This is a genomic window from Flavobacterium ardleyense (assembly GCF_042686085.1).
In the GTDB taxonomy this organism is placed as follows: domain Bacteria; phylum Bacteroidota; class Bacteroidia; order Flavobacteriales; family Flavobacteriaceae; genus Flavobacterium; species Flavobacterium ardleyense.
Map to the genome: position 1 here is coordinate 43,317 of NZ_JBHUOL010000018.1, position 23,068 is coordinate 66,384.

The 23,068-nt window shown below is 31.9% G+C and carries 19 protein-coding genes; all 19 read left to right on the forward strand.

The genetic code is table 11. The features are described 5' to 3' along the window. The first annotated feature begins 12 nt into the window (after positions 1 to 12). Positions 13 to 2,763, forward strand: a complete 2,751-nt coding sequence (locus ACFSX9_RS10020; protein ID WP_379807241.1) for an aminopeptidase — start codon at positions 13 to 15, stop codon at positions 2,761 to 2,763. Positions 2,764 to 2,944: 181 nt separating this feature from the next. Further along, the gene (locus ACFSX9_RS10025; RefSeq protein ID WP_379807243.1) at positions 2,945 to 5,347 is read left to right on the forward strand and encodes an alpha-ketoacid dehydrogenase subunit alpha/beta; all 2,403 of its coding nucleotides are present in this window, start codon (positions 2,945 to 2,947) and stop codon (positions 5,345 to 5,347) included. Positions 5,348 to 5,557: 210 nt separating this feature from the next. Next, the gene (locus ACFSX9_RS10030; protein WP_379807245.1) at positions 5,558 to 6,958 is read left to right on the forward strand and encodes an anthranilate synthase component I family protein; all 1,401 of its coding nucleotides are present in this window, start codon (positions 5,558 to 5,560) and stop codon (positions 6,956 to 6,958) included. A gap of 37 nt (positions 6,959 to 6,995) precedes the next feature. Further along, complete coding sequence (locus ACFSX9_RS10035; RefSeq protein WP_379807247.1) at positions 6,996 to 7,559, forward strand: anthranilate synthase component II; 564 nt, start codon at positions 6,996 to 6,998, stop codon at positions 7,557 to 7,559. Between the two features lie 46 nt (positions 7,560 to 7,605). Beyond that, complete coding sequence (gene trpD / locus ACFSX9_RS10040) at positions 7,606 to 8,598, forward strand: anthranilate phosphoribosyltransferase (protein WP_379807249.1); 993 nt, start codon at positions 7,606 to 7,608, stop codon at positions 8,596 to 8,598. 11 nt (positions 8,599 to 8,609) lie between these two features. Beyond that, positions 8,610 to 9,395 carry an indole-3-glycerol phosphate synthase TrpC gene (gene trpC / locus ACFSX9_RS10045; protein ID WP_379807251.1) on the forward strand — a complete coding sequence of 262 codons (786 nt, stop codon included), beginning with the start codon at positions 8,610 to 8,612 and terminating at the stop codon, positions 9,393 to 9,395. Between the two features lie 26 nt (positions 9,396 to 9,421). Further along, positions 9,422 to 10,027 carry a phosphoribosylanthranilate isomerase gene (locus ACFSX9_RS10050; protein ID WP_379807253.1) on the forward strand — a complete coding sequence of 202 codons (606 nt, stop codon included), beginning with the start codon at positions 9,422 to 9,424 and terminating at the stop codon, positions 10,025 to 10,027. Then, positions 10,017 to 11,204, forward strand: a complete 1,188-nt coding sequence (gene trpB / locus ACFSX9_RS10055; protein WP_379807255.1) for a tryptophan synthase subunit beta — start codon at positions 10,017 to 10,019, stop codon at positions 11,202 to 11,204. The genes ACFSX9_RS10050 and trpB overlap by 11 nt, the downstream gene beginning before the upstream one ends. A gap of 149 nt (positions 11,205 to 11,353) precedes the next feature. Continuing rightward, positions 11,354 to 12,118, forward strand: a complete 765-nt coding sequence (gene trpA / locus ACFSX9_RS10060; protein WP_379807257.1) for a tryptophan synthase subunit alpha — start codon at positions 11,354 to 11,356, stop codon at positions 12,116 to 12,118. A 106-nt stretch (positions 12,119 to 12,224) separates the two neighbouring features. Beyond that, positions 12,225 to 12,785, forward strand: coding sequence for a serine protease (locus ACFSX9_RS10065; protein WP_379807259.1), 561 nt, complete (start codon positions 12,225 to 12,227; stop codon positions 12,783 to 12,785). A gap of 19 nt (positions 12,786 to 12,804) precedes the next feature. After that, on the forward strand, positions 12,805 to 14,325 hold the full coding sequence (locus tag ACFSX9_RS10070; RefSeq protein ID WP_379807261.1) for a flotillin family protein: 1,521 nt from the start codon (positions 12,805 to 12,807) through the stop codon (positions 14,323 to 14,325). 206 nt (positions 14,326 to 14,531) lie between these two features. After that, positions 14,532 to 15,530 carry a DUF389 domain-containing protein gene (locus ACFSX9_RS10075; RefSeq protein WP_379807263.1) on the forward strand — a complete coding sequence of 333 codons (999 nt, stop codon included), beginning with the start codon at positions 14,532 to 14,534 and terminating at the stop codon, positions 15,528 to 15,530. Between the two features lie 629 nt (positions 15,531 to 16,159). Next, positions 16,160 to 16,456: a hypothetical protein gene (locus ACFSX9_RS10080; RefSeq protein ID WP_379807265.1), complete on the forward strand. Its 297-nt coding sequence runs from the start codon at positions 16,160 to 16,162 to the stop codon at positions 16,454 to 16,456. 116 nt (positions 16,457 to 16,572) lie between these two features. After that, entirely contained in the window at positions 16,573 to 17,391 is an 819-nt protein-coding gene (locus tag ACFSX9_RS10085; RefSeq protein WP_379807267.1) for a hypothetical protein, read from the forward strand. 12 nt (positions 17,392 to 17,403) lie between these two features. Beyond that, on the forward strand, positions 17,404 to 18,345 hold the full coding sequence (locus ACFSX9_RS10090) for an erythromycin esterase family protein (RefSeq protein ID WP_379807269.1): 942 nt from the start codon (positions 17,404 to 17,406) through the stop codon (positions 18,343 to 18,345). A gap of 218 nt (positions 18,346 to 18,563) precedes the next feature. Then, positions 18,564 to 19,961: an FAD-binding protein gene (locus ACFSX9_RS10095; RefSeq protein WP_379807271.1), complete on the forward strand. Its 1,398-nt coding sequence runs from the start codon at positions 18,564 to 18,566 to the stop codon at positions 19,959 to 19,961. Positions 19,962 to 20,103: 142 nt separating this feature from the next. Beyond that, positions 20,104 to 21,078: a DUF6624 domain-containing protein gene (locus ACFSX9_RS10100; RefSeq protein ID WP_379807273.1), complete on the forward strand. Its 975-nt coding sequence runs from the start codon at positions 20,104 to 20,106 to the stop codon at positions 21,076 to 21,078. A gap of 173 nt (positions 21,079 to 21,251) precedes the next feature. Beyond that, the gene (locus ACFSX9_RS10105) at positions 21,252 to 21,782 is read left to right on the forward strand and encodes a hypothetical protein (protein ID WP_379807275.1); all 531 of its coding nucleotides are present in this window, start codon (positions 21,252 to 21,254) and stop codon (positions 21,780 to 21,782) included. A gap of 27 nt (positions 21,783 to 21,809) precedes the next feature. Then, on the forward strand, positions 21,810 to 22,787 hold the full coding sequence (locus tag ACFSX9_RS10110; RefSeq protein ID WP_379807277.1) for an endo alpha-1,4 polygalactosaminidase: 978 nt from the start codon (positions 21,810 to 21,812) through the stop codon (positions 22,785 to 22,787). Positions 22,788 to 23,068: the final 281 nt, after the last annotated feature.

The following is a 23,068-nucleotide window of genomic DNA, read 5'->3' on the forward strand; positions in this document are numbered from 1 at the left end:
CATTCTTCAAAAATGAATGTAAAAGTAGATGTAGATCAGAAGTTACTATATATAAAACATACTTTAGTCTACAATAATATCTCAAATGATACGATTAAGCAACTGGTTTTAAACGATTGGAATAATGCTTATTCTTCTAAATCATCAGCCTTAGCAAAAAGATTTTCCGACGAATTTTCAAGAGCTTTCCATTTAGCAAAAGATGAAGACAGAGGGAATACAACTATTAAGTCAATCGTAGATACTGATTTTAACAATCTAAATTGGGAACGCCCCCTAAACAAAGTAGACTTAGTAAAAATTACATTAAACACTCCTCTTCCACCGTGTTCAAAAGATACAATTCAATTGCTTTATATTATAAAAGTCCCAAATGCAAAATTCACCAGATATGGTTTTGAATCCAACGGGAATTTTATACTAAAAAATTGGTTTTTAAATCCGGCGCGCTTTGAAAATAAGCAATTTGTAGAACAGAGCAATGAAAATTTAGACGATATTCCTAATTCATTTAGCGACTTTGAAATTGAAATTGAAATTTCTAATAATTACAGCATCGCAAGTAATTTAGCTGCAATAAAAATGGAAAATGTTGAGTCTAAAAAATTATATTTCTTAGAGGGCTCTAATAAAAACGATGTTACACTGCATTTAGAACAAATAAATAGTTTTGCTAGCTATAAAAATGAAATCATCGAAGTTAGCTGTGGCATAGATTACAATAAAGTGACTGATATTCAAAAAGCAATCCTAATTGATAAAATTACACGCTTCACGGCTTCCAAATTAGGCAATCCTTTAACCTCGAAAATTCAAGTTTCACAAGTAGATTATCAGCGACAGCCTTTTTATGGTTTAAATCAATTACCCGGATTTTTAAGTCCCTTTCCAGATGAATTTATGTTTGAATTGAAGTTTCTAAAAACCTATTTAAACAATTATTTAAAAGAAAACCTACAATTGAACCCAAGGAAAGATGCGTGGATTTACGATGGTATTCAGGTGTTTCTAATGATGCAATATATCGATGAGAATTATCCAGATATGACTATGACTGGAAATTTATCAAGCTTCAAAATTTTAAAATCATACCATTTTATTAATCTTCCCTTTAATCAGCAATATAATTATTTGTATATGTTGATGGCTCGAAAAAATTTGGACCAACCTTTAAACGAAACAAAAAACAGATTAATTAAATTCAATGAACAAATCGCTAGTAAATACAGAGCTGGTTTAAGTCTGAATTACCTGAATAGTTATCTTGGAAACGACATAGTACTTTCTAGTATTAAAGAATTTATTCAAGAAAATCAATATTTAGAATCAAACCAACGTCAATTTGAAACTATTCTAGAAAAAAATACCAAGGAGGATATCAATTGGTTTTTTAGAACTGTAGTTGAAACACGTGATTTAATTGATTATAAATTCGGTAAAGTTAAAAAAACGAAGGATTCCATTACGGTTAACGTTATTAATAAAACCAACTCAAATGCGCCTATTTCATTGTATCAATTAAAAAATGATGAAGTAGTTAATAAAATTTGGTTAACGAACATCACCACTGATTCTACTTTTGTAATTCCAAGATTGGAAGCAGATAAAATCGTATTAAATTATAATAATGAAGTGCCAGAATACAATTTAAAAAATAACTGGAAATCATTAAAAGGTTTTTTCTTCAACAATCGTCCTCTGAAATTTAACTTTTTTAAAGATTTAGAAGAACCTTTTTACAATCAAATTTTCTATGTGCCGGAAGTTGAATTTAATGCATACGATGGAGTTGCTTTAGGTTTAAAACTCAACAATCGTTCTATTTTGAATAAGCCTTTCACCTTTAGCGCTACGCCGATGTATTCCACAAATACTGGAACGTTCGTGGGGAAATTTTCTGCAACTGTCGAAGATAACATTCGCGAAAAGGGTAAATTATTCAATATAAAATATAGTTTATCAGGAAATCGCTTTCATTACACTAAAGATGCATTTTACACCAATTTCTCGCCAAATATTCAGTTTAGATTTAGAGATGAAAATCTGAGAAAAAATAAAAGTGAACTTATTCAGTTACGCCAAGTTTATGTAAATCGGGATAGTTCACCGTTTATTACAGATGTAAAAACTGAAAATTATAACGTTTTTAATGCGAGATATGGAAATTTTCAATCAGAAATAACTAAGCATTTCTCATTGCTAAACGATTTACAGATTGCTAGTTCTTTTGGAAAAATATCAACCGAAATAAAATACAAAAAACTATTTGAAAATAACAGACAAATCAGTTTTAGATTATACGCTGGAGCATTTATGTATCGAAGCACATCTTCTGATTTCTTCAATTTTGGATTAGATCGACCAAACGATTATATGTTTGATTACAGTCTTTTAGGCCGAAGTGAATCTACTGGGATTTACAGCCAACAATATGTTTATGGTGAAGGTGGTTTTAAATCTAAATTAGATACGCGCTTTGCAAATCAATGGATTACAACGATTAATGGAACTTTTAATGTCTGGAATTGGATTGAAATTTATACCGATGTAGGAATGTTAAAAAACAAATACTCAAACGCTAAATTTGTATACGATTCTGGTTTGCATTTGAATTTAGTTCCTGATTATTTCGAATTGTTTTTACCCGTTTATTCTTCTAACGGATTTGAACTAAACAGCAATAATTATCGCGAAAAAATTCGATTTGTGGTTACCTTGAGTCCTAAAACATTAGTATCACTCTTTACAAGAAAATGGCTTTGATGTTAAAGTGTTAATTTTTTTACGAATTTCGCACTAAAATACGCCTAACAAATCAAATTATTATGATTTTTTAATGAAATCAACTGATAAAACGATAATAATCTTTAAAATAAAGACGACTTTATTGTTTTCTAATTCCTTTTAATTAAATTTGTGGAATTATCAATTTTATATATAGTTTATGAAAAATGTAGCCACATCGGAAGTAGTATCTTTTGAAGATTTCAAAAAAGAAGTTATTAACGATTATAAAATTGCAAAAATCAGCAGAGAATGTAGCTTATTAGGAAGAAAAGAAGTTCTAACTGGAAAAGCAAAATTCGGGATTTTTGGCGATGGTAAAGAAGTACCTCAATTGGCCTTAGCAAAAGCGTTTAAGAATGGTGATTTCCGTTCAGGATATTATCGTGACCAAACCTTTATGATGGCTATTGGCGCTATGAACATAGAACAATTTTTCGCTGGTTTATACGGACATACTGATATTAATTTTGATCCAATGAGTGCTGGTCGTCAAATGGGCGGTCACTTTGCAACGCATTCGTTAGATGAAAACGGAAATTGGAAAAACTTAACACAACAAAAAAACTCAAGTTCTGACATCTCTCCTACTGGCGGGCAAATGCCGCGTTTATTAGGATTGGCGCAAGCTTCAAAAATATATAGAAATGTTGCAGGTATCAACCAAACTAATTTTTCTGACAAAGGAAATGAAGTAGCTTGGGGAACTATCGGAAACGCTTCGACTTCAGAAGGATTATTTTTCGAAACAATTAATGCTGCTGGTGTTTTACAAGTGCCAATGGTAATGAGCGTTTGGGATGACGAATACGGAATTTCGGTTCACGCACGTCATCAAACAACCAAAGAAAATATTTCTGAAATTTTAAAAGGTTTCCAACGTGATGAAGATAATAAGGGATACGAAATTTTAAGAGTTAAAGGTTGGGATTATCCATCTTTAGTGGATACGTATCAAAAAGCATCGCAAATTGCAAGAGAAGAACATGTTCCTGTTTTAATTCACGTTCAAGAATTAACACAACCACAAGGTCACTCTACTTCTGGAAGTCACGAGCGTTATAAAAACGCAGATCGATTAGCATGGGAAGTTGAATTCGATTGTTTAGCGAAAATGCACAGTTGGTTGCTAGAAAATAATATTGCCACGCAAGAAGAATTAGACGCAATTGATAACCAAGCTAAGAAAGACGTTTTAGAAGGTAAAAAAACGGCTTGGATTAACTTCACTTCGCCTGTTAAGGCAGAACAACAAGAATTAGTTGGCTTATTAAATACAATTGCTTCACAAAGTGACAATAAAGTATTTATCGAGAAAATAGCAAATGAAATTTCTTCAATAAAAGAACCAATTCGTAAAGATCTTTTAATCGCTGCTCGTAAAGTATTGCGAATGATAGTAAAAGAAAATTCTCGTGCTACATTAGCAACTTGGATTGAGAACTATACCGCGAAAATTCAACCTAAATTCAGCTCTCATTTATTTTCTGAATCAGATAAAACGATTTTTAATACAAAAGAAGTTTTACCAACATTTGACGAAACTGCAGAAGATGTAGATGCGCGTTTAGTATTAAGAGATAACTTCGATGCTATTTTTGCAAAATATCCAGAAACTTTAATTTTTGGTGAAGATGCAGGAACTATTGGTGATGTAAACCAAGGTTTAGAAGGAATGCAAGAAAAATATGGAGAATTACGTGTTGCCGATGTCGGAATTCGTGAAGCTACAATTTTAGGTCAAGGTATTGGAATGGCAATGAGAGGCTTACGCCCAATTGCTGAAATCCAGTATTTAGATTACTTATTGTATGCGATCCAAATTATGAGTGATGATTTAGCGACTTTACAATACAGAACGGCTGGTCGTCAAAAAGCACCGTTAATTATTAGAACGCGTGGTCATCGTTTAGAAGGTGTTTGGCATTCGGGTTCACCAATGGGAATGATCATCAATGCGATTAGAGGAATTCACGTTTTAGTCCCTAGAAATATGACTAAAGCAGCTGGTTTTTATAACACATTATTGGAAACTGACGAACCTGCATTAGTAGTAGAATGCTTAAACGGATACCGTTTGAAAGAGAAAATGCCTACCAATTTAGGAGAATTTAAAACCCCTATTGGGGTGGTTGAAACCATCAAACAAGGTTCTGACATTACATTGGTTTCTTACGGGTCAACATTACGTTTAGTGGAACAAGCTGCAAATGAGTTAGAAGCAGTTGGAATTAGCGCTGAAATCATTGATATTCAATCGTTATTACCTTTTGATATCAATCATGATATTGTAAAATCGGTAGCTAAAACTAATCGTTTATTAGTTATTGACGAAGACGTTCCAGGTGGAGCATCAGCCTATATTTTACAAGAAGTTATAGAAAATCAATCGGCTTATAAACATTTAGATAGCGCACCTCAAACGTTAGCTGCAAAAGCACACCGACCAGCTTACGGAACGGATGGTGACTATTTTTGTAAACCTTCAGCAGAAGACATCTTTGAGAAAGTATATGCGATTATGAATGAGGCAAATCCAACAAAATTTCCAAGTTTATATTAATTTATTAGGATATTAAATAAACTATTTGTTACATTTGCATAATTCAATTAGAGATATGAAAACATTTTTAAATAATGCTTGGTGGTGGTCTAACTTACGTCGAAACTCGTGAGCGAAACCTGCTATAGTATAATTTAAAATTCAAATACATAGAAAAGGCTTGTCATTCACGACAAGCCTTTTTTTATTGCCTAAACTCAAAAAAATCAAATGAAAACTTATAAATTACATACCAATTACAAGCAAATTCTTGCCGACACAATCACTCCAGTAAGTGTTTACCTGAAAATTCGTGATAAATTCCCGAATAGTATTTTGTTGGAAAGTTCAGATTATCATGCCAACGATAACAGTTTTTCTTACATCTGTTTCAATCCGATTGCTTCTATTAAAGTCGAAAATAATGCAATAGAAACTAATTTTCCAGATGGATTTTCGGAAACTACTCCAATTGATGCCAATGTAAATGTTGCCAAAGCTATTGAGGAGTTCTCCAGCCAATTCATTACAGAAAAATCTGATTTTAAGTTTATTTCACAAGGTTTATTTGGTTATATCGCTTACGATGCGATTCAGTATTTTGAAAAAATTTCAATTGCGAAAAAATCAAAAGAGAATGAAATTCCTGAAGTTTATTATGCCGTTTACCAAAATGTAATTGCAATAAATCATTTTAAAAACGAAGCGTATATCTTTTGTCACAATTTAGACGGAAAAAGTAATGTCCTAGAAATTGAACAATTGCTTCAAGCTAAAAACTTCGCTTCTTTTTCCTTTAAGAAAAAAGGTAATCCAACGTCAAATTTAACAGATAATGATTTTAAAGATTATGTTACGAAAGCAAAAAAACACTGTCATTTAGGTGATGTTTTTCAATTGGTTTTATCAAGAAGGTTTTCGCAAGAATTTAAAGGCGATGAATTCAATGTTTATCGTGCTTTACGAAGTATCAACCCTTCACCCTATTTGTTTTATTTCGATTATGGGAATTTTAAAATATTTGGGTCTTCGCCCGAAGCACAATTGGTGATTAAAAACAATATCGCCGAAATTCATCCCATCGCAGGAACCTTCAAGCGAACAGGAAATGACGAACAAGATGCGGAATTAGCTAAGAAATTAGTGCAAGACGAAAAGGAAAATAGCGAACACGTTATGTTAGTCGATTTGGCTCGAAATGACTTAAGCAGAAGCTGTAATGAAGTAAAAGTGGAACAGTATAAGCAAGTCCAATTTTTCTCGCACGTAATTCATCTGGTTTCAAAAGTAACTGGGAAATTAAAGCAAAATCATACTTTCATGGAATTAGTAGCTAAAACATTTCCAGCAGGAACTTTATCAGGAGCTCCGAAAATAAAAGCAATGCAATTAATTGAACAAATAGAAAAAACAAATCGGAGTTTTTATGGAGGTGCCATCGGAGTTTTAGACTTTGAAGGAAATTTCAACCACGCCATTATGATTCGAAGCTTTTTAAGTAAAAATCACTTCTTATACTATCAAGCTGGAGCCGGAATTGTGGAAAGTTCTTCGGAAGAAAACGAAATGCAAGAAGTCTACAATAAACTTGGCGCGTTGCAAAAAGCACTAGATTTAGCAGAAACAATTTAGTTCAATATAAAAATACAATTTACAATATACATAACATATGAAAGTAGCAGTTATAGATAATTACGATAGTTTCACCTACAATTTGGTGCATTATTTAGAAGATTTGAATGCCGAAGTAACCGTTTTTAGAAACGATGAATTCGAATTGAGTGAATTAGAAAAGTTCGATAAAATTTTACTTTCTCCTGGTCCCGGCCTTCCTAGCGAAGCTGGATTGTTAAAAGATGTGATTAAAAAATTCGCTTCAACCAAAAGTATCTTTGGAGTTTGCTTGGGTTTACAAGCCATTGGCGAAGTATTTGGCGGACAATTAACCAATTTAGAAAAAGTGTATCATGGAGTTGCCACTAAAGTCTCGAAAACCGAAGACGATTTCATTTTCAACGATTTACCTGATGAAATTGAAGTGGGACGCTATCATTCATGGGTCGTTTCTAATGAAAATCTGCCAGAAGAATTAATAATCACTTCAACCGATGCGAACGGACAAATAATGTCAATGAAACACGCTCGTTTTGATGTTCGCGGTGTGCAATATCATCCAGAAAGCTTACTGACTCCTTTTGGAAAAAAAATCTTAGAAAATTGGCTCAAGAACTAGTGTACCATATAAAGAAATTAGTGTTCAGTCAATAAAATAATGTAAAATGAAAACCATCTTAAATAGATTAATCAATCACGAAATACTTTCCAAAGTTGAGGCTAAAGACGTATTAGTTAATATTTCTTCGGGAAATTACAATCAAAGTCAAATCGCGTCTTTTATGACCGTTTATATGATGCGAAGCATTACGATCGAAGAATTAGCAGGATTCAGAGAAGCCTTATTAGAATTGTGTATTCCAGTTGATTTTTCAGCTTATAACACAGTCGATTTATGTGGAACTGGTGGCGACGGAAAAGACACTTTCAATATTTCAACTTTAGCGTCATTTATTGTAGCTGGTGCAGGAATTAAAGTAGCGAAGCATGGAAATTACGGCGTGTCCTCAATTTCAGGCTCGAGTAATGTTATGGAGAAAATGGGTGTGAAATTTACTAATGATGCCGATTTTCTTCAGAAATCCATAGAACAAACAAATATCGCCATTTTACACGCTCCTCTTTTCCATCCTGCCATGAAAAATGTGGGACCAATTCGTAAAGAACTAGGCGTGAAAACCTTTTTCAATATGTTAGGTCCGATGGTAAATCCATCTTTTCCAAAAAATCAAATGGTTGGTGTTTTCAGTTTAGAATTAGCCAGAATGTATGCGTATTTGTACCAAAATACTTCAACCAATTACAGTATTTTATATGGATTAAATGGTTTTGATGAAGTCTCGCTTTCCGATGATGTGAAAATAATTTCAAACGCAACCGAACAGATTTTAAAACCTTCCGACTTTAAATTTCCAAGTATCAAATTAGAACAAATAAAAGGCGGAACAACTGTTGAAGAAGCAGCGAAAATCTTTCACACGGTCATTTCTGGGAAAGGATCTACCGAACAAAATAATGTAGTTTGTGCCAATGCAGCCGTTGCAATTCAAACGGTAGAAAAGTCAAATTACGAAGATGCTCTTGCAAAAGCACAGGAAAGCTTAGCTAGCGGAAGAGGTTTCGAAGCTTTAAATAAACTAATTAAGTTAAGCAACTAATATTATTAAGCATGAACATATTAGATAAAATTATTATTGATAAAAGAAGAGAGGTTAAACTTAAGAAAAGTATCATTCCAGTTTCTCAATTGGAAGCTTCTGTCCTATTCAATTCGCGTACTTATTCAATGAGTAAATTAATAAAAAACAGTCCAGTTGGAATCATTGCAGAACACAAACGTCGTTCACCATCTAAAGATATCATCAACAATAATCATTCAGTCGAAGATGTAGTTATAGGGTATCAAAATGCGGGTGTTTGTGGTATTTCAGTATTAACAGACGGAAAGTATTTTGGTGGAAGTTTAGACGATTTACTTCTGGCGAAAGCCGCTGTAAACATTCCACTTTTGCGAAAAGAATTTATTGTGGACGAATACCAAATTTTAGAAGCAAAAGCTCACGGAGCCGATGTAATTTTATTAATTGCTTCGGTTCTAACTCGTGAAGAAATTAAGAATTTATCAGAATTTGGACAAAGTTTATGTTTAGAAATCTTACTTGAAGTCCATAATTTAGAAGAATTAGAAAAATCGATACTACCGAGTTTAGATATGATTGGTGTCAACAATAGAAATTTAAAGACATTCGAAGTCAATTTAGATTACAGCAAACAATTGGCATCAAAAATTCCAGATGATTTTGTGAAAATTTCGGAAAGTGGTATTAGTTCGGTAGAAGCCGTAAAAGAATTGCAAAAATATGGGTATAAAGGTTTTTTAATGGGCGAGCATTTTATGAAAACTAAAAATCCAGGTGCAGCAACAGCCGATTTTATAAAAAAAGTAATTTTATGAAACCCATGCAATTAAAAATTTGTGGGATGAAATATTCCGAGAATATCGAAGCTATTGCCGAACTTCAACCTGATTATTTAGGATTTATTTTTTGGGAAAACTCAAAAAGAAGATTTGATTCGGAGGAAATTCCTCAATTGGATTCTAAAATTAAGAAAGTAGGCGTTTTTGTTGATGCAAAAATAAACGAAATCATAGCTCGAAAAAATCAATTTGATTTGGACCTAATTCAATTGCACGGAAGTGAATCTGTAGCTATTTGTGAAGAATTACAAGAGCAAAATATTAAAATAATCAAAGCTTTTTCAATAAATAATCAGTTTGATTTCAGTAAATTAAAACAATATATTCCTTATGTCGACTATTTTTTATTTGATACCAAAGGAAAACTTCCGGGCGGCAACGGAATTACATTTGACTGGAAAATTTTGGAGAATTATTCCTATGAAATCCCTTACTTCTTGAGCGGTGGAATTGGAAGCACCGAACTAGAAGCAGTAAAACAATTTATAAAGACAAAGGCAGGAAAAAACTGTGTGGCTATTGATGTCAACAGTCGATTTGAACTAAAATCGGGTTATAAAAATGAAAACAAATTAAGAAAATTTAAAAAATCACTTTATGAAAACTAAATTTAATGTAGACGAAAATGGATTTTATGGACAATTCGGAGGTGCTTTTATTCCTGAAATGTTATATCCAAATGTTGAAGAATTAAAAAATAATTACCTTGATATTACGTCAGAACCAAGCTTTAAAGAAGAATTTGATGAATTATTGAAGCAATATGTTGGACGACCAACGCCCCTTTATTTTGCTAAAAGATTATCAGAAAAATACAATACAAAAATCTATTTAAAACGCGAAGATTTATGTCACACTGGAGCTCATAAAATCAACAATACGATCGGACAAATTTTAGTAGCCAAAAAACTAGGTAAAACTAGAATTATAGCAGAAACTGGAGCGGGTCAACACGGCGTTGCAACGGCTACGGTTTGTGCTTTAATGGGTTTGCAATGTATCGTTTATATGGGCGAAGTGGATATTGAAAGACAAGCGCCAAATGTAGCACGAATGAAAATGCTTGGTGCTGAAGTTATCCCAGCTACTTCGGGTTCAAAAACCTTAAAAGATGCTACTAATGAAGCCATTAGAGATTGGATTAATAATCCGGTTGACACTTTTTATATTATTGGTTCTGTGGTTGGTCCACATCCTTATCCAGATATGGTTGCCCGATTTCAAAGTGTGATTTCGAAGGAAATTAAAACCCAATTACTAGCACAAGAAGGCAAAGAAAATCCGGATTATGTAATCGCTTGTGTTGGTGGCGGAAGTAATGCAGCCGGAGCTTTTTACGAATTTTTAGACGAAGAATCAGTTAAATTAATTGCGGTTGAAGCAGCTGGTCACGGAGTAAATTCGGGTGAAAGTGCAGCAACTTCGGTTTTGGGTAAAATCGGTATTATTCACGGAAGCAAAACCTTATTAATGCAAACCGAAGACGGACAAATAACTGAACCTTATTCTATTTCGGCTGGATTAGATTATCCGGGTGTTGGGCCACTTCACGCACATCTTCACGATACAAAAAGAGCCGAATTTATTGCAATTACTGACGCTGACGCAATGGAATCTGGCTTAGCACTTTCTAAAATGGAAGGTATAATTCCGGCAATTGAAACGGCTCACGCTTTTGCCGTTTTGGATCAAAAAAAATTCAAACCAACTGATATTGTCGTAATTAACTTATCAGGAAGAGGCGATAAAGATTTGAATACTTACATTGACTATTTTAAATTTTAAAAGAATAACCGCTAAGTACACAAAGAAGGCACGAAGTTCACCAATTATTTTTGTCTTATATAAATTGAAATAATAGTAAAATAAATTATAAAAACTTAGTGCTCTTAGTGAAAAAAAACTTTGTGCCTTTGTGGTCAAAAAAAATAAAAATGAACAGAATAAACACAAAACTCCAAGAAAACAAAAAACTGCTTTCAATTTACTTTACAGCAGGATTTCCGAACTTAAACGATACGGTTTCGATCATTGAAGAATTGGAAAAAAATGGTGTAGATATGATTGAGATTGGTTTACCTTTTTCTGATCCGTTGGCTGATGGGCCTACGATTCAGGAAAGTTCAACTAAGGCAATTGAAAACGGAATGACCACTTCACTCCTATTTGAGCAATTGGCAAACATTCGTGAAAATGTAAAAATTCCTTTATTAATTATGGGTTATTTTAATCCGATGATGCAATTTGGAATCGAAAAATTTTGTCAGAAAGGTGTGGAAGTGGGTATCGATGGTTTAATCATTCCCGATTTACCTTTGCACGTTTATGAAACGGAATACAAATCTATTTTTGAAAAATATGGTTTGAAAAACATTTTCTTAATTACTCCACAAACTACTAATGAACGTATTCAACAAATTGACAAAATTTCGGATAGTTTTATTTATATGGTGAGTTCAGCCGCTGTTACAGGAAGCCAATCGGGTTTCGGTGCAGAGCAAATGGATTATTTCAAGCGAATTGCAGCTTTAAATTTGAAAAATCCACAAATCGTTGGTTTTGGAATTAAAGACAATCAAACATTTTTAGAAGCTACAAAACATCAAAACGGAGCTATAATCGGAAGTGCTTTCATAAAATTCATTGCATCGAATTCCATGGCTACGATTAAAAACTTTATAGCAACTATCAGAAAATAAGAATATAGTATTAAATCTAAATTCCTTATTATGTTAAAATTTCTATATTATTTTGTAACTTTTTGTAAAAGTAAACGTATAATTGTATGAAAACTAACCAATAATCATGAACTTTCTAGAAAACTACGATCCGTTGCTTAAGGCATTTTGGTACATTGCGATACCGGTCAGCATATTCTTTAGCTTGCAAACTATCACAACTTTTATTGGTTTAAGTGGTAGCGAATCGGATATTGATTCAGATGGAAGTGACGGAGGTGAAATGCCTTTTGAAGTTTTTACCTTACGTAATTTGATCAACTTCTTACTTGGATTTAGCTGGACTGGAATTTCTTTTTATGAACGATTTGAGAACAAAACCATTTTGATTGTTTTGTCCATCGCAGTAGGAGTGGTTTTTGTAGCTTTGTTTTTCATTTTAATAAAACAAATACTTAAACTATCTGAGGATAACAGCTTTAGAATTGAAAATACGATCCATAAAACGGCAGATGTATATTTGTCAATTCCTGCAAACAAATCAGGAAAAGGGAAAGTGCAAATCAGTGTCAATGGTAGTTTTCACGAGTTAGACGCAATGACTTTAAGCTTAGAAAAAATAACTTCTGGAAATGTTATCAAAGTAATTGCTGTTGAAAATAACATCCTTATTGTAGAAAAACTTTAATCCTTTTATTATACCCACTATGTTTGAATTAATTATTATTGTTGTAGCCGCAGTTGTGGTTTTCGTAACTCTTGTGACCTTAATTTCGCGTTACAAAAGATGTCCTTCGGATAAAATCTTAGTAATATATGGTCGTACAGGCGGTACTTCTGCAAAATGTGTTCACGGTGGTGGAGCGTTTATTTGGCCTGTTATTCAAGACTATCAGTTTTTAGATTTAAAACCGATTTCTATTGAGGCTAACTTAATGAATGCACTTTCGCGCCAAAACATTCGTGTCGATGTACCTTGTCGTTTTACAATTGCAATTTCTACAGAAAGTGATAGTATGAATACAGCTGCAGAGCGTTTGTTAGGACTTTCGCCAGATCAAATTCAGGAATTGGCTAAAGATATTCTTTTTGGACAATTGCGTTTAGTTGTAGCAACGATGACTATTGAAGAAATTAACTCCGATAGAGATAAATTTCTAGAAAATATCTCTAAAAACGTAGATTCAGAATTAAAGAAAATTGGTTTGAAGTTGATTAACGTTAACGTTACCGATATTAAGGATGAGTCAGGTTATATTGAAGCTTTAGGAAAAGAAGCTGCTGCAAAAGCAATTAACGAAGCTAAAATTTCGGTAGCAGAACAAGAAAAAATTGGAGAAACTGGAAAAGCAATGGCTGATCGTGAAAAAGACGTTCAAATTGCAGAAACACATAGAGATCGTGACGTAAAAATTGCGATTACTAATAAAGATAGAGAAGTTAGTATTGCTGCTGCTTTTAAAGATGAAAGTATTGGTAAAGCTGAGGCTTTAAGAGATACGCGTGTTAAAACTTCGGAAGCAAATGCAATTGCTATTCAAGGGGAAAATGAGGCGCGCATAGCTATTGCACAGTCAGAAGCAACAAGAAGAGAGCGTGAGGCAGAAGCATTGCGTTTAGCTTTAGCATCTGAGAAAGTACAAAGTGCAAAAGCGTTAGAAGAATCTTATGTAGCGGAACAAAAAGCAGAACAAGCGCGTGCGGAAAGAGAACGTTCTACACAAAATGCTAATATTGTAATTCCGGCAGAAATTGCGAAACAAAAAGCAATTATTGATGCACAAGCTGAAGCCGAAAAAACAAGAGAGTTAGCAAAAGGAGAAGCTGATGCAATCTTTGCAAAAATGGAAGCAGAAGCAAAAGGTTTATATGAAATACTAACCAAACAAGCTGCGGGATATCGTGAGGTGGTAAATGCTGCAGGTGGAGATCCTACAAAAGCATTCCAACTGTTGTTAATTGAAAAATTACCAGAATTGGTTAAAACTCAAGTTGAAGCAGTTAAAAACATCAAAATTGATAAAATTACCGTTTGGGATTCAGGAAATAACGCAGATGGAAACGGCTCGACTGCTAACTTCGTTTCAGGAATGATGAAAACTGTTCCACCATTAAACGACTTGTTTAATATGGCTGGTTTAAATTTACCAACGTACTTAAAAGGAAATGACAAAGTAGAAGAATCGAAATCAATTTTCCCTAATGACGACATCACTCCTACTGAATAAGTAAAATAAATAATTTCAAAATTCATTATAAATCCCAAATGCAAATTATTGTATTTGGGATTTTTTTAATAATAGAAATGTTTTCTTTACTAGTGAAGTGTAATTATAAGTATATTTGAAGAGTAAACCATTTGTACATAATCAATTTGAAAGTTATGCTATTTATGAATTATATAAATAAGTTAATATATAATGTTTAAAAGTATATGAAAATTGATCCAAATGAAACTGACAAATTTGTAGAAAACAACTTCTTTTCTCAAGATATTCCATTCGAAGAAAGAAAATATGTTTTTAACAAGCTTTTTTTTCATTACAAAAAAGATTGGCAAAGTTCATTCGCTTTGATGCTTTTCTTAAGTGTTGGAATTGCTTCGCTCGGACTTTCAGAAAATTCCACAGCTACAATAATTGGAGCAATGATAATTGCACCTTTGGGTCAGCCAATTGTAGCTTTAGGTGGTGCAATTGCTTTGGGATGGCGCATACAATCATTCAGAATGGTGGGCATAATTATAATAGGCACAATTTGCTCAATTATTGTATCTTATCTCATCGGTCTCACCCTCCCAGACTTAACACCTAATGAACAGATTTTAATCAGAACTGCACCTGACTTACGTGACCTTGGTATCGCTTTATTTGCGGGTGCTGCAGGTTCTTATGGGTACTATAGAAGTGAATACTCTACAGTTTTAGCTGGCGTTGGTATAGCTGTAGCACTAGTAACGCCAATATGTGCTTGTGGTTTAATGTTAGAGCAAGGGCACTATATATTGGCAGGCGGAAGTATTCTAATGTTTGTTACTAACTTATTAGCAGTTGCTTTTTCAGCTATTCTTGTCTTTTTTCTATTGGGTTTGAAGCACAAGAGAAATCGTAAATGGTTTTATAAGGGTTCAATTATAGTAGTCCTTTTAGGTGCGGCAACCATACTTCCACTAGCACTGAATTATGATAAGTTTAGTTCAAGTGCGAAATTTCAAACGGCCATTTATGAACAAGCAGGTACAGTTTTTGTTCAGTCAAAAAACGCACCTGTTATCAAAAAGATTACAGTTCAAGGAACAGCCGCATTCATTACAATTGAACCTTATCCAAATAGTATAATTGAAAAAGATAGAATGATACGCGAATTAGAACGGACTACAGGCTTACAAATATTTCTTCTAAACAATTTTGATACGGATTATCTGGATAATTAATCACACTACAACAATCTAATCAATTGTAATTAGTTGAAAAGAAAGATTAATTCAAATAACTAAAATTACTGATGAGTACCAGTGTAGAAATAAAAAATTATAGAGTAAAATTTTCTTTCGTAACCATATTCAAAGTCTAAAATCGTAAGTTAAAAGCAAATGTTTATTAAAAAAAGTAGCTAGCATACCTCCAAATATAAATAAGTTTTATAAAGGAGAAACATTTTCTATTAGGCTTTTATTAAAAATAAATCTCAAAAGATTAAAAAAAAGTGAAGCGAAAATTGACAAAACACCTTTTATAGTTGATCTAGTGTAAATTAGCTATAATAAAACGAAAAAGATCTTAACTAGTTGCTAATCTCTGCCCTTATAAAATCCATATTGGTAATATACTGTCGCATTTATCCCCTTTTAAAAAATGACTAAAAAACTACTTCTTGGTTGGGTTTGAATCTTTACTGGTTTTTTCAAGAACCTACATAAATGTTCAAGTTTCAAGGTATAATTAAAGCTTGTTTAGTTAAGTTTTTGTGAACAACGCATCTTAGCGAACTGCGATTTTTTATATTTACCCACGGAAATATAAATAAATCAACATTTTCTGTACACTAAATTACTACCATTTTATGAATAAAGAATTTCTTATATGTTTACTAATTTATTCTTATCTATCACATTCTCATGATATTTTTGAATATGAAAAAGAAATAACAAATAATAAAAATTATCATTTTACAGAAATTAATTTTCAGAACCCGGAAGATAAAATTATCCTTTCTGGAACTTTAATTACTCCAAAAAAAGACTTTTATAAAATTGTAATAATTGCTCCTGGTAGCATCCCAGACACGAGATATTCCCATTGTTATCTGATGGACGATGAACCTCTTAATTTACTCATTAATTTGATAACAAAACAATAAATCACATTACGATAATTCGTACTATAATTTCTTGCAGTAAAAGGGTAAAAACTCACTTTCTATAAAATAAAAGATCTTATCCACTTAGCTACCACACAATAAATCAGCCTCAACTTATGAAAAATATTAAAATCCTTTTAACCTTCGCAACTATTTTAATTTCAAATTCTAGTTTTTTTGCTCAGAATAAATTCAATTTAAATTTTGATAAATTTACTACAGAAGAGCAAATGATGCCTGACGGTTGGTTTAAGTGGGGTAATTATAAAAACGTAATAGGAGAGAAAATTGATGGAACTAATTATGCGGGGAAAGTGATTTCAGACAAGGATGGTAATTTTGGTTGTATTACTTATCAAATACCAGCTAATTATGTTGGTGACACCATTACGCTGTCAGGCCGAATTAAATATGAAAATATTAAGGAATATGTGGGTCTTTTAATGCGTATTGATGGAGGTGTTCATATGAAGCAAGCATTAGCATTTGCAACAATGTCAACGTTAAAAATAAGAGGAACAAGCGATTGGAAAGAATATTCAATAAAATTAGCTTATCCCGCTAATGCCGAATATATATACGTTGGTGGAATTGTGGGTCGCAACGGCACCGCTTGGTTTGACGATTTTAAAATTAAAATAGATGGTGTTAATATTGAAAATATTAAAGAAATTCCAAAAATTTACTTAGAAGATTTTGATACCGAAAAACTAACTGTTGCACTACGTCAATCGTCAAATGCCATAAACTTTTCAACTGATAATGATTTAGCCTCAAGCCTAAGTCCGTTGATAGAGGAATTGTCGAATAAGAGAATTGTTTCTATTGGCGAAAGCACTCATGGAACTTCTGAATTTTATCGCCTGAGAGCAATTATTACAAAGAAGTTAATTGAAGAAAAGGGTTTTAATATGATAATTTTAGAAAATCCCTAAGATGATATCGAATTGTTCAATAGAGATTTATCAACAAGACCAATTGATGCTTTAATTAAAGAACATTTATTTTCTATTTATCAAACTAAAGAAATGAAATCTTTCCTAGAATGGTATAAGGATAATCGCTCTAAATACGGTATTAAATTTAAAGGTTGTGATGATTCATACTGGGTGTTTTATGAAGTTTTATCAGAAAATCTTGCGAACATTAGTGATAAGAACTTAGATCTTCTAATGAAAAATTTAAGTAAGAACATTAAAAAAGGTGAAAAAGCAAGTTTTAAAAAAGCAGCGATTTTTAATACAGCCGTTTACAATACAATTATTGCTATTGAAGATTATCTAGAATCTACTAACAAGCTAAACGACATAATTAAAGAAACGCTATTTAACGGAAAAAACACATATATCAACTTTGTAAATATCAAAAATAATAAAATCCAAAGCAGAGATGAAATAATGGCGGATCGCATTTCATATTTAGCAAAAAACAAGGATAATAAAATTATTGTTTGGGCGCACAATGCTCATATTTCGAATAAAATTCTTGTTGACAATGAGATAGGAATAATGGGTAGAGACTTAAAAGAGGAGTTTGGTACTGATTATCATTCAATTGGTCTTATGACTTTAAAAGGAAATTTCTCTTATATAGATGAAAAATTCATCAATGGTGATCATCTTTATGCTGAAAAGCTTGAAAAAAGTACTATTGAGGCTTCAGAATTCCCGCTATGGGAAAAAAAATTAGCATTAAACGGAAATGCATTCTATCTTAACCTTTTAGCACTAAAGAAAGAACTTCAGACTGATGACATTATTGGTTCATCAAAATTTATTGGCTACGGCAAAGAATCAAGTAAAGATATTTATACTATTACTCTTTTAAAATATTTTGATTCCTTGCTATTTATTGAAAACACTAACGCTACAACTCCACTTTTTAACTAAAGTAGTGTCTGAAAATGAAAAATATTAAATACGAATGATATTGATTTTTTTCAATAATAATTACAAGGTTTTTAATACCGAAGTTTAATTTTAAGTATATTTGAACTCGAAATAATTGCGAAAATATCGTTCAAAAAGTTTCAAATTACTTCATTATATATTTTAGAACATTCAATCATTTTTTACCAAAGTCATCATAAATATACAGCGCAAAAATAATGAATAGAAAAAAAATTTTTTACTTGCTGGCATTAGGCCTAATTGCTTTCATTTCAGTTCCTGTTTTTCAATTAATCAAAACGTATTTAAATGAAGAAACTATTGAAAATAATTCGCCAAAAGGCTATACAAACGACGCAAGTAGACTAAGTTTAACAAAGGTCGATTCAATTATTGATGTTCGCAGTTCTAGAATTGAAATAATCAATCAATTAAGAGAACTTCTTGAATATTCGGTTGCTAATAAAATACCAATTTCTATTGCAGGTGCAAAACATACTATGGGTGGCCACACTATGTATCCAGATGGAATTGTTGTAAACATGCGCCCTTATAAAGAAATGCAAATTGATACTATTACAAATACATTAACGATTGGTTCAGGAGCGTTATGGGAAGATGCAATAAGTTATTTGGACAAATTTCATAAATCCGTCGCTATTATGCAAGCCTTCAGCTCGTTCTCAATTGGCGGTTCAATTAGTGCAAATGGACACGGATGGCAGAAGGACTCACCTCCTATTTCTTCAAGTGTAATTTCATTTACGATCATGAAATATAATGGTGAAATAGTAAATTGTAGTCGCACCGAAAACCAAGAGTTATTTAGTTTAGTAATTGGTGGCTACGGACTTTTTGGAATTATTCTTGATGTGAAATTGAAAATTGTTGATAACGAAGCTTTGGAATTTAAAAACATAAGATTGAAACCCGAAGACTATATAGAAAATTATAAAAAATTCGTTTCTGATAATCCAAATGTAAAAATGGCTTTTGGAAGATTGCGCATTTCGAGTAAGCTTTTTTTAGAAGAAGCTTCACTTAATTTTTTCGAGAATATAGAAAGTAAGCCTTTAGTATTACAGCCGCGAAACCAAAAGAATTTAGATTCAAAAAGAGTAGTATTTCGAAACAGCGTAAATAATGAATATGGTAAAAGATTACGCTGGGATTTAGAAACAGGTATGAATAAAATATCCAAAAATGTAGTGATTTCGCGTAATGAATTATTAAACGATGATGTGACATTAATTGAAAACAAAAGTATGAACTCAACTGATATTTTACATGAATATTTTATACCAGAGCGAAACTTCGTACAATATATCAATGAATTAAAAAAAGTACTTCCAAATAAAAAGATTGACCTTTTAAATATAACCATAAGAGGAGTTTATCAAGACAAAGACAGTTTTTTAAACTATGCAAAAGAAAATGTTTTCGGTTTTGTATTTTTATTTAATCAAAAAATGTCTAAAAAAGACGAAGAAGAAATGCAGAAGTTAACCATAGAATTAGTTGAAATAGCTATTAAAATGGAAGGCACTTATTATTTGCCTTACAGATTACACGTCGATAAAAAAACATTTAAAACCGTTTATCCACAAGGCGAATAATTTTTTAGACTCAAATTAAAATACGACCCAAACGAAATCTTTAAAAACAAGTTTTACGATCATTACAAATAGAAAAACTAATTCCTTAAATTTCAAAACTTCGCGGTGCATCACGAACTTTGAAAAACATGAAATAAACAATATGAAAACAACATTTTTAAAGACTTTTATAGCATTGTTAATTAGCAATTATGCTATTGGGCAAAATATGGATAAGTATAATTCATTTATACAAAAAGCAGATTCACTATATAATTTAAATGACTTTAAGAACACGGCAGTCGCCTATCAAAATGCCTTTGACGCTAATGAAGGAAAAGCTATGCCAGTTGATCGCTATAATGCAGCTTGTGTTTTTGCATTGACGGGAGATTCAAAAAAAGCATTTTATCATTTGATGTATTCGGCAGAAAATCCTAAGATAAAATATAGCAATTATGGTCATTTAACAACTGATCCCGATTTAAAATCGCTTCATAAAAGTAAGCAATGGCATAAATTATTAAAGAAAGTCCAAGCTAATAAAGACGAAATTGAAAAAAATTTTGACAAACCTCTTATTGCGATTTTAGAAAATGTATATGACGAAGATCAAAAATATAGAAAGCAAATCGAAGAAGTTGAAAAAAAATACGGTCGCGATTCTGATGAGATGAAAAAACATTGGGAACTCATAAATAAAAAAGATTCGATTAATTTAATAACAGTACAAAAAATTCTAGACGAAAAAGGCTGGTTGGCACCGAATGTTATTGGAAATAAAGGTAATTCAACATTTTTCTTAGTTATTCAACATTCTCCTTTAGAATTTCAAGAAAAATATCTACCGATGATGCGCGAAGCTGTAAAAAACGGAAATGCAAATGGAAGTAGTTTAGCACTACTAGAAGATCGGGTTGCTATAAGAACAGGTGGCAAGCAAATTTACGGAAGCCAAATTGGACGTGATCCAGAAACTGGAATTTTTTATGTTATGCCTTTAGAAGATCCTGAAAATGTAGATGTCAGAAGAAAAGCTGTTGGACTTGGTACAATTTCAGAGTACATTAGTCATTGGAATTTGACTTGGGATGTAGAAAAACATATTGAAGCAAGTAAAAAATTAGAAAACAAATAAATTTCTAACTTTTTTATTATAGAGATGTAGATTTTTTTACAACCTACTAAGATTTAATATTATCAATTAAATAATATAAATAAGTTAGCAACACTTAAATGAAGCACTTTATTTTACACATCATACTGGTTATAGCGCTAATCTATGGACAAATTGGAGAAATTCATTTTCCGATGGCTGTTAATATTTTCTTGTTATTTACATTAATTGTAGAGCATTTCTTTTTTGAATTTTCTTTTTTGAAAAAGGATTTTGAATCCGAATATAAAATACGAAGTATTGCTAGAAAAACGTCTTTACTCATTTGGATTTTTCCTATATTTTGGACATTACTCATCTTCAGTAAAGGTAAAATTGAAGAAGCTCCATTTTTTATAGCACTTATATGGGTACCGAATTTAATGGAAATAATAGTGTTTTTTATATATAAAGTTCAAAGACCATTTACGCTCTTTATAAAGGGCAACGAAATGATAATAAAACAAAATTACATTCGTAAAAGAAACCTGTCTGAACTTACTCAAATTAACTATGATCGATTTAGTAAAGAATTTATACTTAGTTTTAAACACAAATCTAAAATTTACATCAAAACAAGAGAATATTGTATAGATGATACGGAGAAACTACTCGAAATTTTAATTGAAAAATCAGAATATAATTTGATGATTCCCCAAAATTATAAATTGACAGATTTAAAATAAGTAGCACAATGTTAACGAAACAAATCAATGAAAAACATAACCTATATTTTATTACTACTGATTATTTGTTCATCTTGTAGTAAAGACGAAGACGATAGCTCTGGCAACGAAACAGAATTCAAAGCGAATATGCGTGAATTTGTTATTGGAATTAGTACCTACGCAAAAGCCATAAACCCTAATTTTAATATAATACCACAAAATGGAATTGAATTAGTAAGTATTGATGGAGAAAATAGTTCACAACCTCATATTGCTTATCTAAATGCAATTGATGCCAATGGACAAGAAGATTTATTTTATGGCTATGACAATGATGACGAGGCAACTCCGGCAACAACTATTTCGTATCTAAAAGGTTTTTTGAATCTTTCTAAAAATGCAAATAAAACCATATTAGTTTCGGATTACTGCTTTACTCCTTCTAAAATGGAAAATTCGTATGTTCAAAACAATACTGCAGGGTATGTTTCTTTTTCCGCAAACCATCGTGAATTGAATAATATCCCAAACCATCCAGCAGCAATTCATCAAGAAAATAATGCGGTGATAACTTCAATGTCACAAGTGAAGAATTTTCTATATTTGATAAATCCCGCAAATTACTCCTCAAAAAGTAGTTTTATTGATGCAGTTACTGCCACAAATTATGACTTAGTACTAATGGACTTATTTTTCACTGATGGAACTCCATTTTCCGCATCAGAAATCTCACAATTAAAAAATAAAGCAAACGGTGGAAAACGTCTTGTTATTTCTTATATGTCTATTGGTGAGGCTGAAGATTATCGCTATTATTGGCAAACAAGTTGGACTACAAACAGACCTAGTTGGTTAGATGTCGAAAATCCGGATTGGACAGGAAATTTTAAAGTAAAGTACTGGAATCCAGAATGGCAAAAAATTATTTATGGAAATGACTCTTCTTACTTGAAAAAAGTATTAAATGCCGGTTTTGATGGCGTTTATTTAGACATCATTGATGCGTTTGAGTATTACGAATAAAATTACAATCAAGCAGAGTCGTAAATGTAGTTAACTAAAAATGAGCTAAATATTTAATTTACATTGATTTATTTTTTAGGATAATCCATTATTTCTACTATAAAAATAGCTTTATTATTACAAAAATTATTATAAAATCCCAAATTCCACTAGGAGAGTTTGGGATTTTATTTATTATAATTTTAAATTTTCGTATATTTGAGAAACGCTACTTTTTAATATAAAGCATCTAAATGCTAAAGTTAATTTAAACTAAATCGAAGTAGTTCATACACAAAATG

Bases quoted from the DNA above. Each gene is read 5' to 3' on its own strand.
- ACFSX9_RS10020 (WP_379807241.1), top strand. From the start codon at position 13: ATGAATGTAAAAGTAGATGTAGATCAGAAGTTACTATATATAAAACAT.
- ACFSX9_RS10025 (WP_379807243.1), top strand. From the start codon at position 2,945: ATGAAAAATGTAGCCACATCGGAAGTAGTATCTTTTGAAGATTTCAAA.
- ACFSX9_RS10030 (WP_379807245.1), top strand. From the start codon at position 5,558: ATGAAAACTTATAAATTACATACCAATTACAAGCAAATTCTTGCCGAC.
- ACFSX9_RS10035 (WP_379807247.1), top strand. From the start codon at position 6,996: ATGAAAGTAGCAGTTATAGATAATTACGATAGTTTCACCTACAATTTG.
- trpD (WP_379807249.1), top strand. From the start codon at position 7,606: ATGAAAACCATCTTAAATAGATTAATCAATCACGAAATACTTTCCAAA.
- trpC (WP_379807251.1), top strand. From the start codon at position 8,610: ATGAACATATTAGATAAAATTATTATTGATAAAAGAAGAGAGGTTAAA.
- ACFSX9_RS10050 (WP_379807253.1), top strand. From the start codon at position 9,422: ATGAAATATTCCGAGAATATCGAAGCTATTGCCGAACTTCAACCTGAT.
- trpB (WP_379807255.1), top strand. From the start codon at position 10,017: ATGAAAACTAAATTTAATGTAGACGAAAATGGATTTTATGGACAATTC.
- trpA (WP_379807257.1), top strand. From the start codon at position 11,354: ATGAACAGAATAAACACAAAACTCCAAGAAAACAAAAAACTGCTTTCA.
- ACFSX9_RS10065 (WP_379807259.1), top strand. From the start codon at position 12,225: ATGAACTTTCTAGAAAACTACGATCCGTTGCTTAAGGCATTTTGGTAC.
- ACFSX9_RS10070 (WP_379807261.1), top strand. From the start codon at position 12,805: ATGTTTGAATTAATTATTATTGTTGTAGCCGCAGTTGTGGTTTTCGTA.
- ACFSX9_RS10075 (WP_379807263.1), top strand. From the start codon at position 14,532: ATGAAAATTGATCCAAATGAAACTGACAAATTTGTAGAAAACAACTTC.
- ACFSX9_RS10080 (WP_379807265.1), top strand. From the start codon at position 16,160: ATGAATAAAGAATTTCTTATATGTTTACTAATTTATTCTTATCTATCA.
- ACFSX9_RS10085 (WP_379807267.1), top strand. From the start codon at position 16,573: ATGAAAAATATTAAAATCCTTTTAACCTTCGCAACTATTTTAATTTCA.
- ACFSX9_RS10095 (WP_379807271.1), top strand. From the start codon at position 18,564: ATGAATAGAAAAAAAATTTTTTACTTGCTGGCATTAGGCCTAATTGCT.
- ACFSX9_RS10100 (WP_379807273.1), top strand. From the start codon at position 20,104: ATGAAAACAACATTTTTAAAGACTTTTATAGCATTGTTAATTAGCAAT.
- ACFSX9_RS10105 (WP_379807275.1), top strand. From the start codon at position 21,252: ATGGCTGTTAATATTTTCTTGTTATTTACATTAATTGTAGAGCATTTC.
- ACFSX9_RS10110 (WP_379807277.1), top strand. From the start codon at position 21,810: ATGAAAAACATAACCTATATTTTATTACTACTGATTATTTGTTCATCT.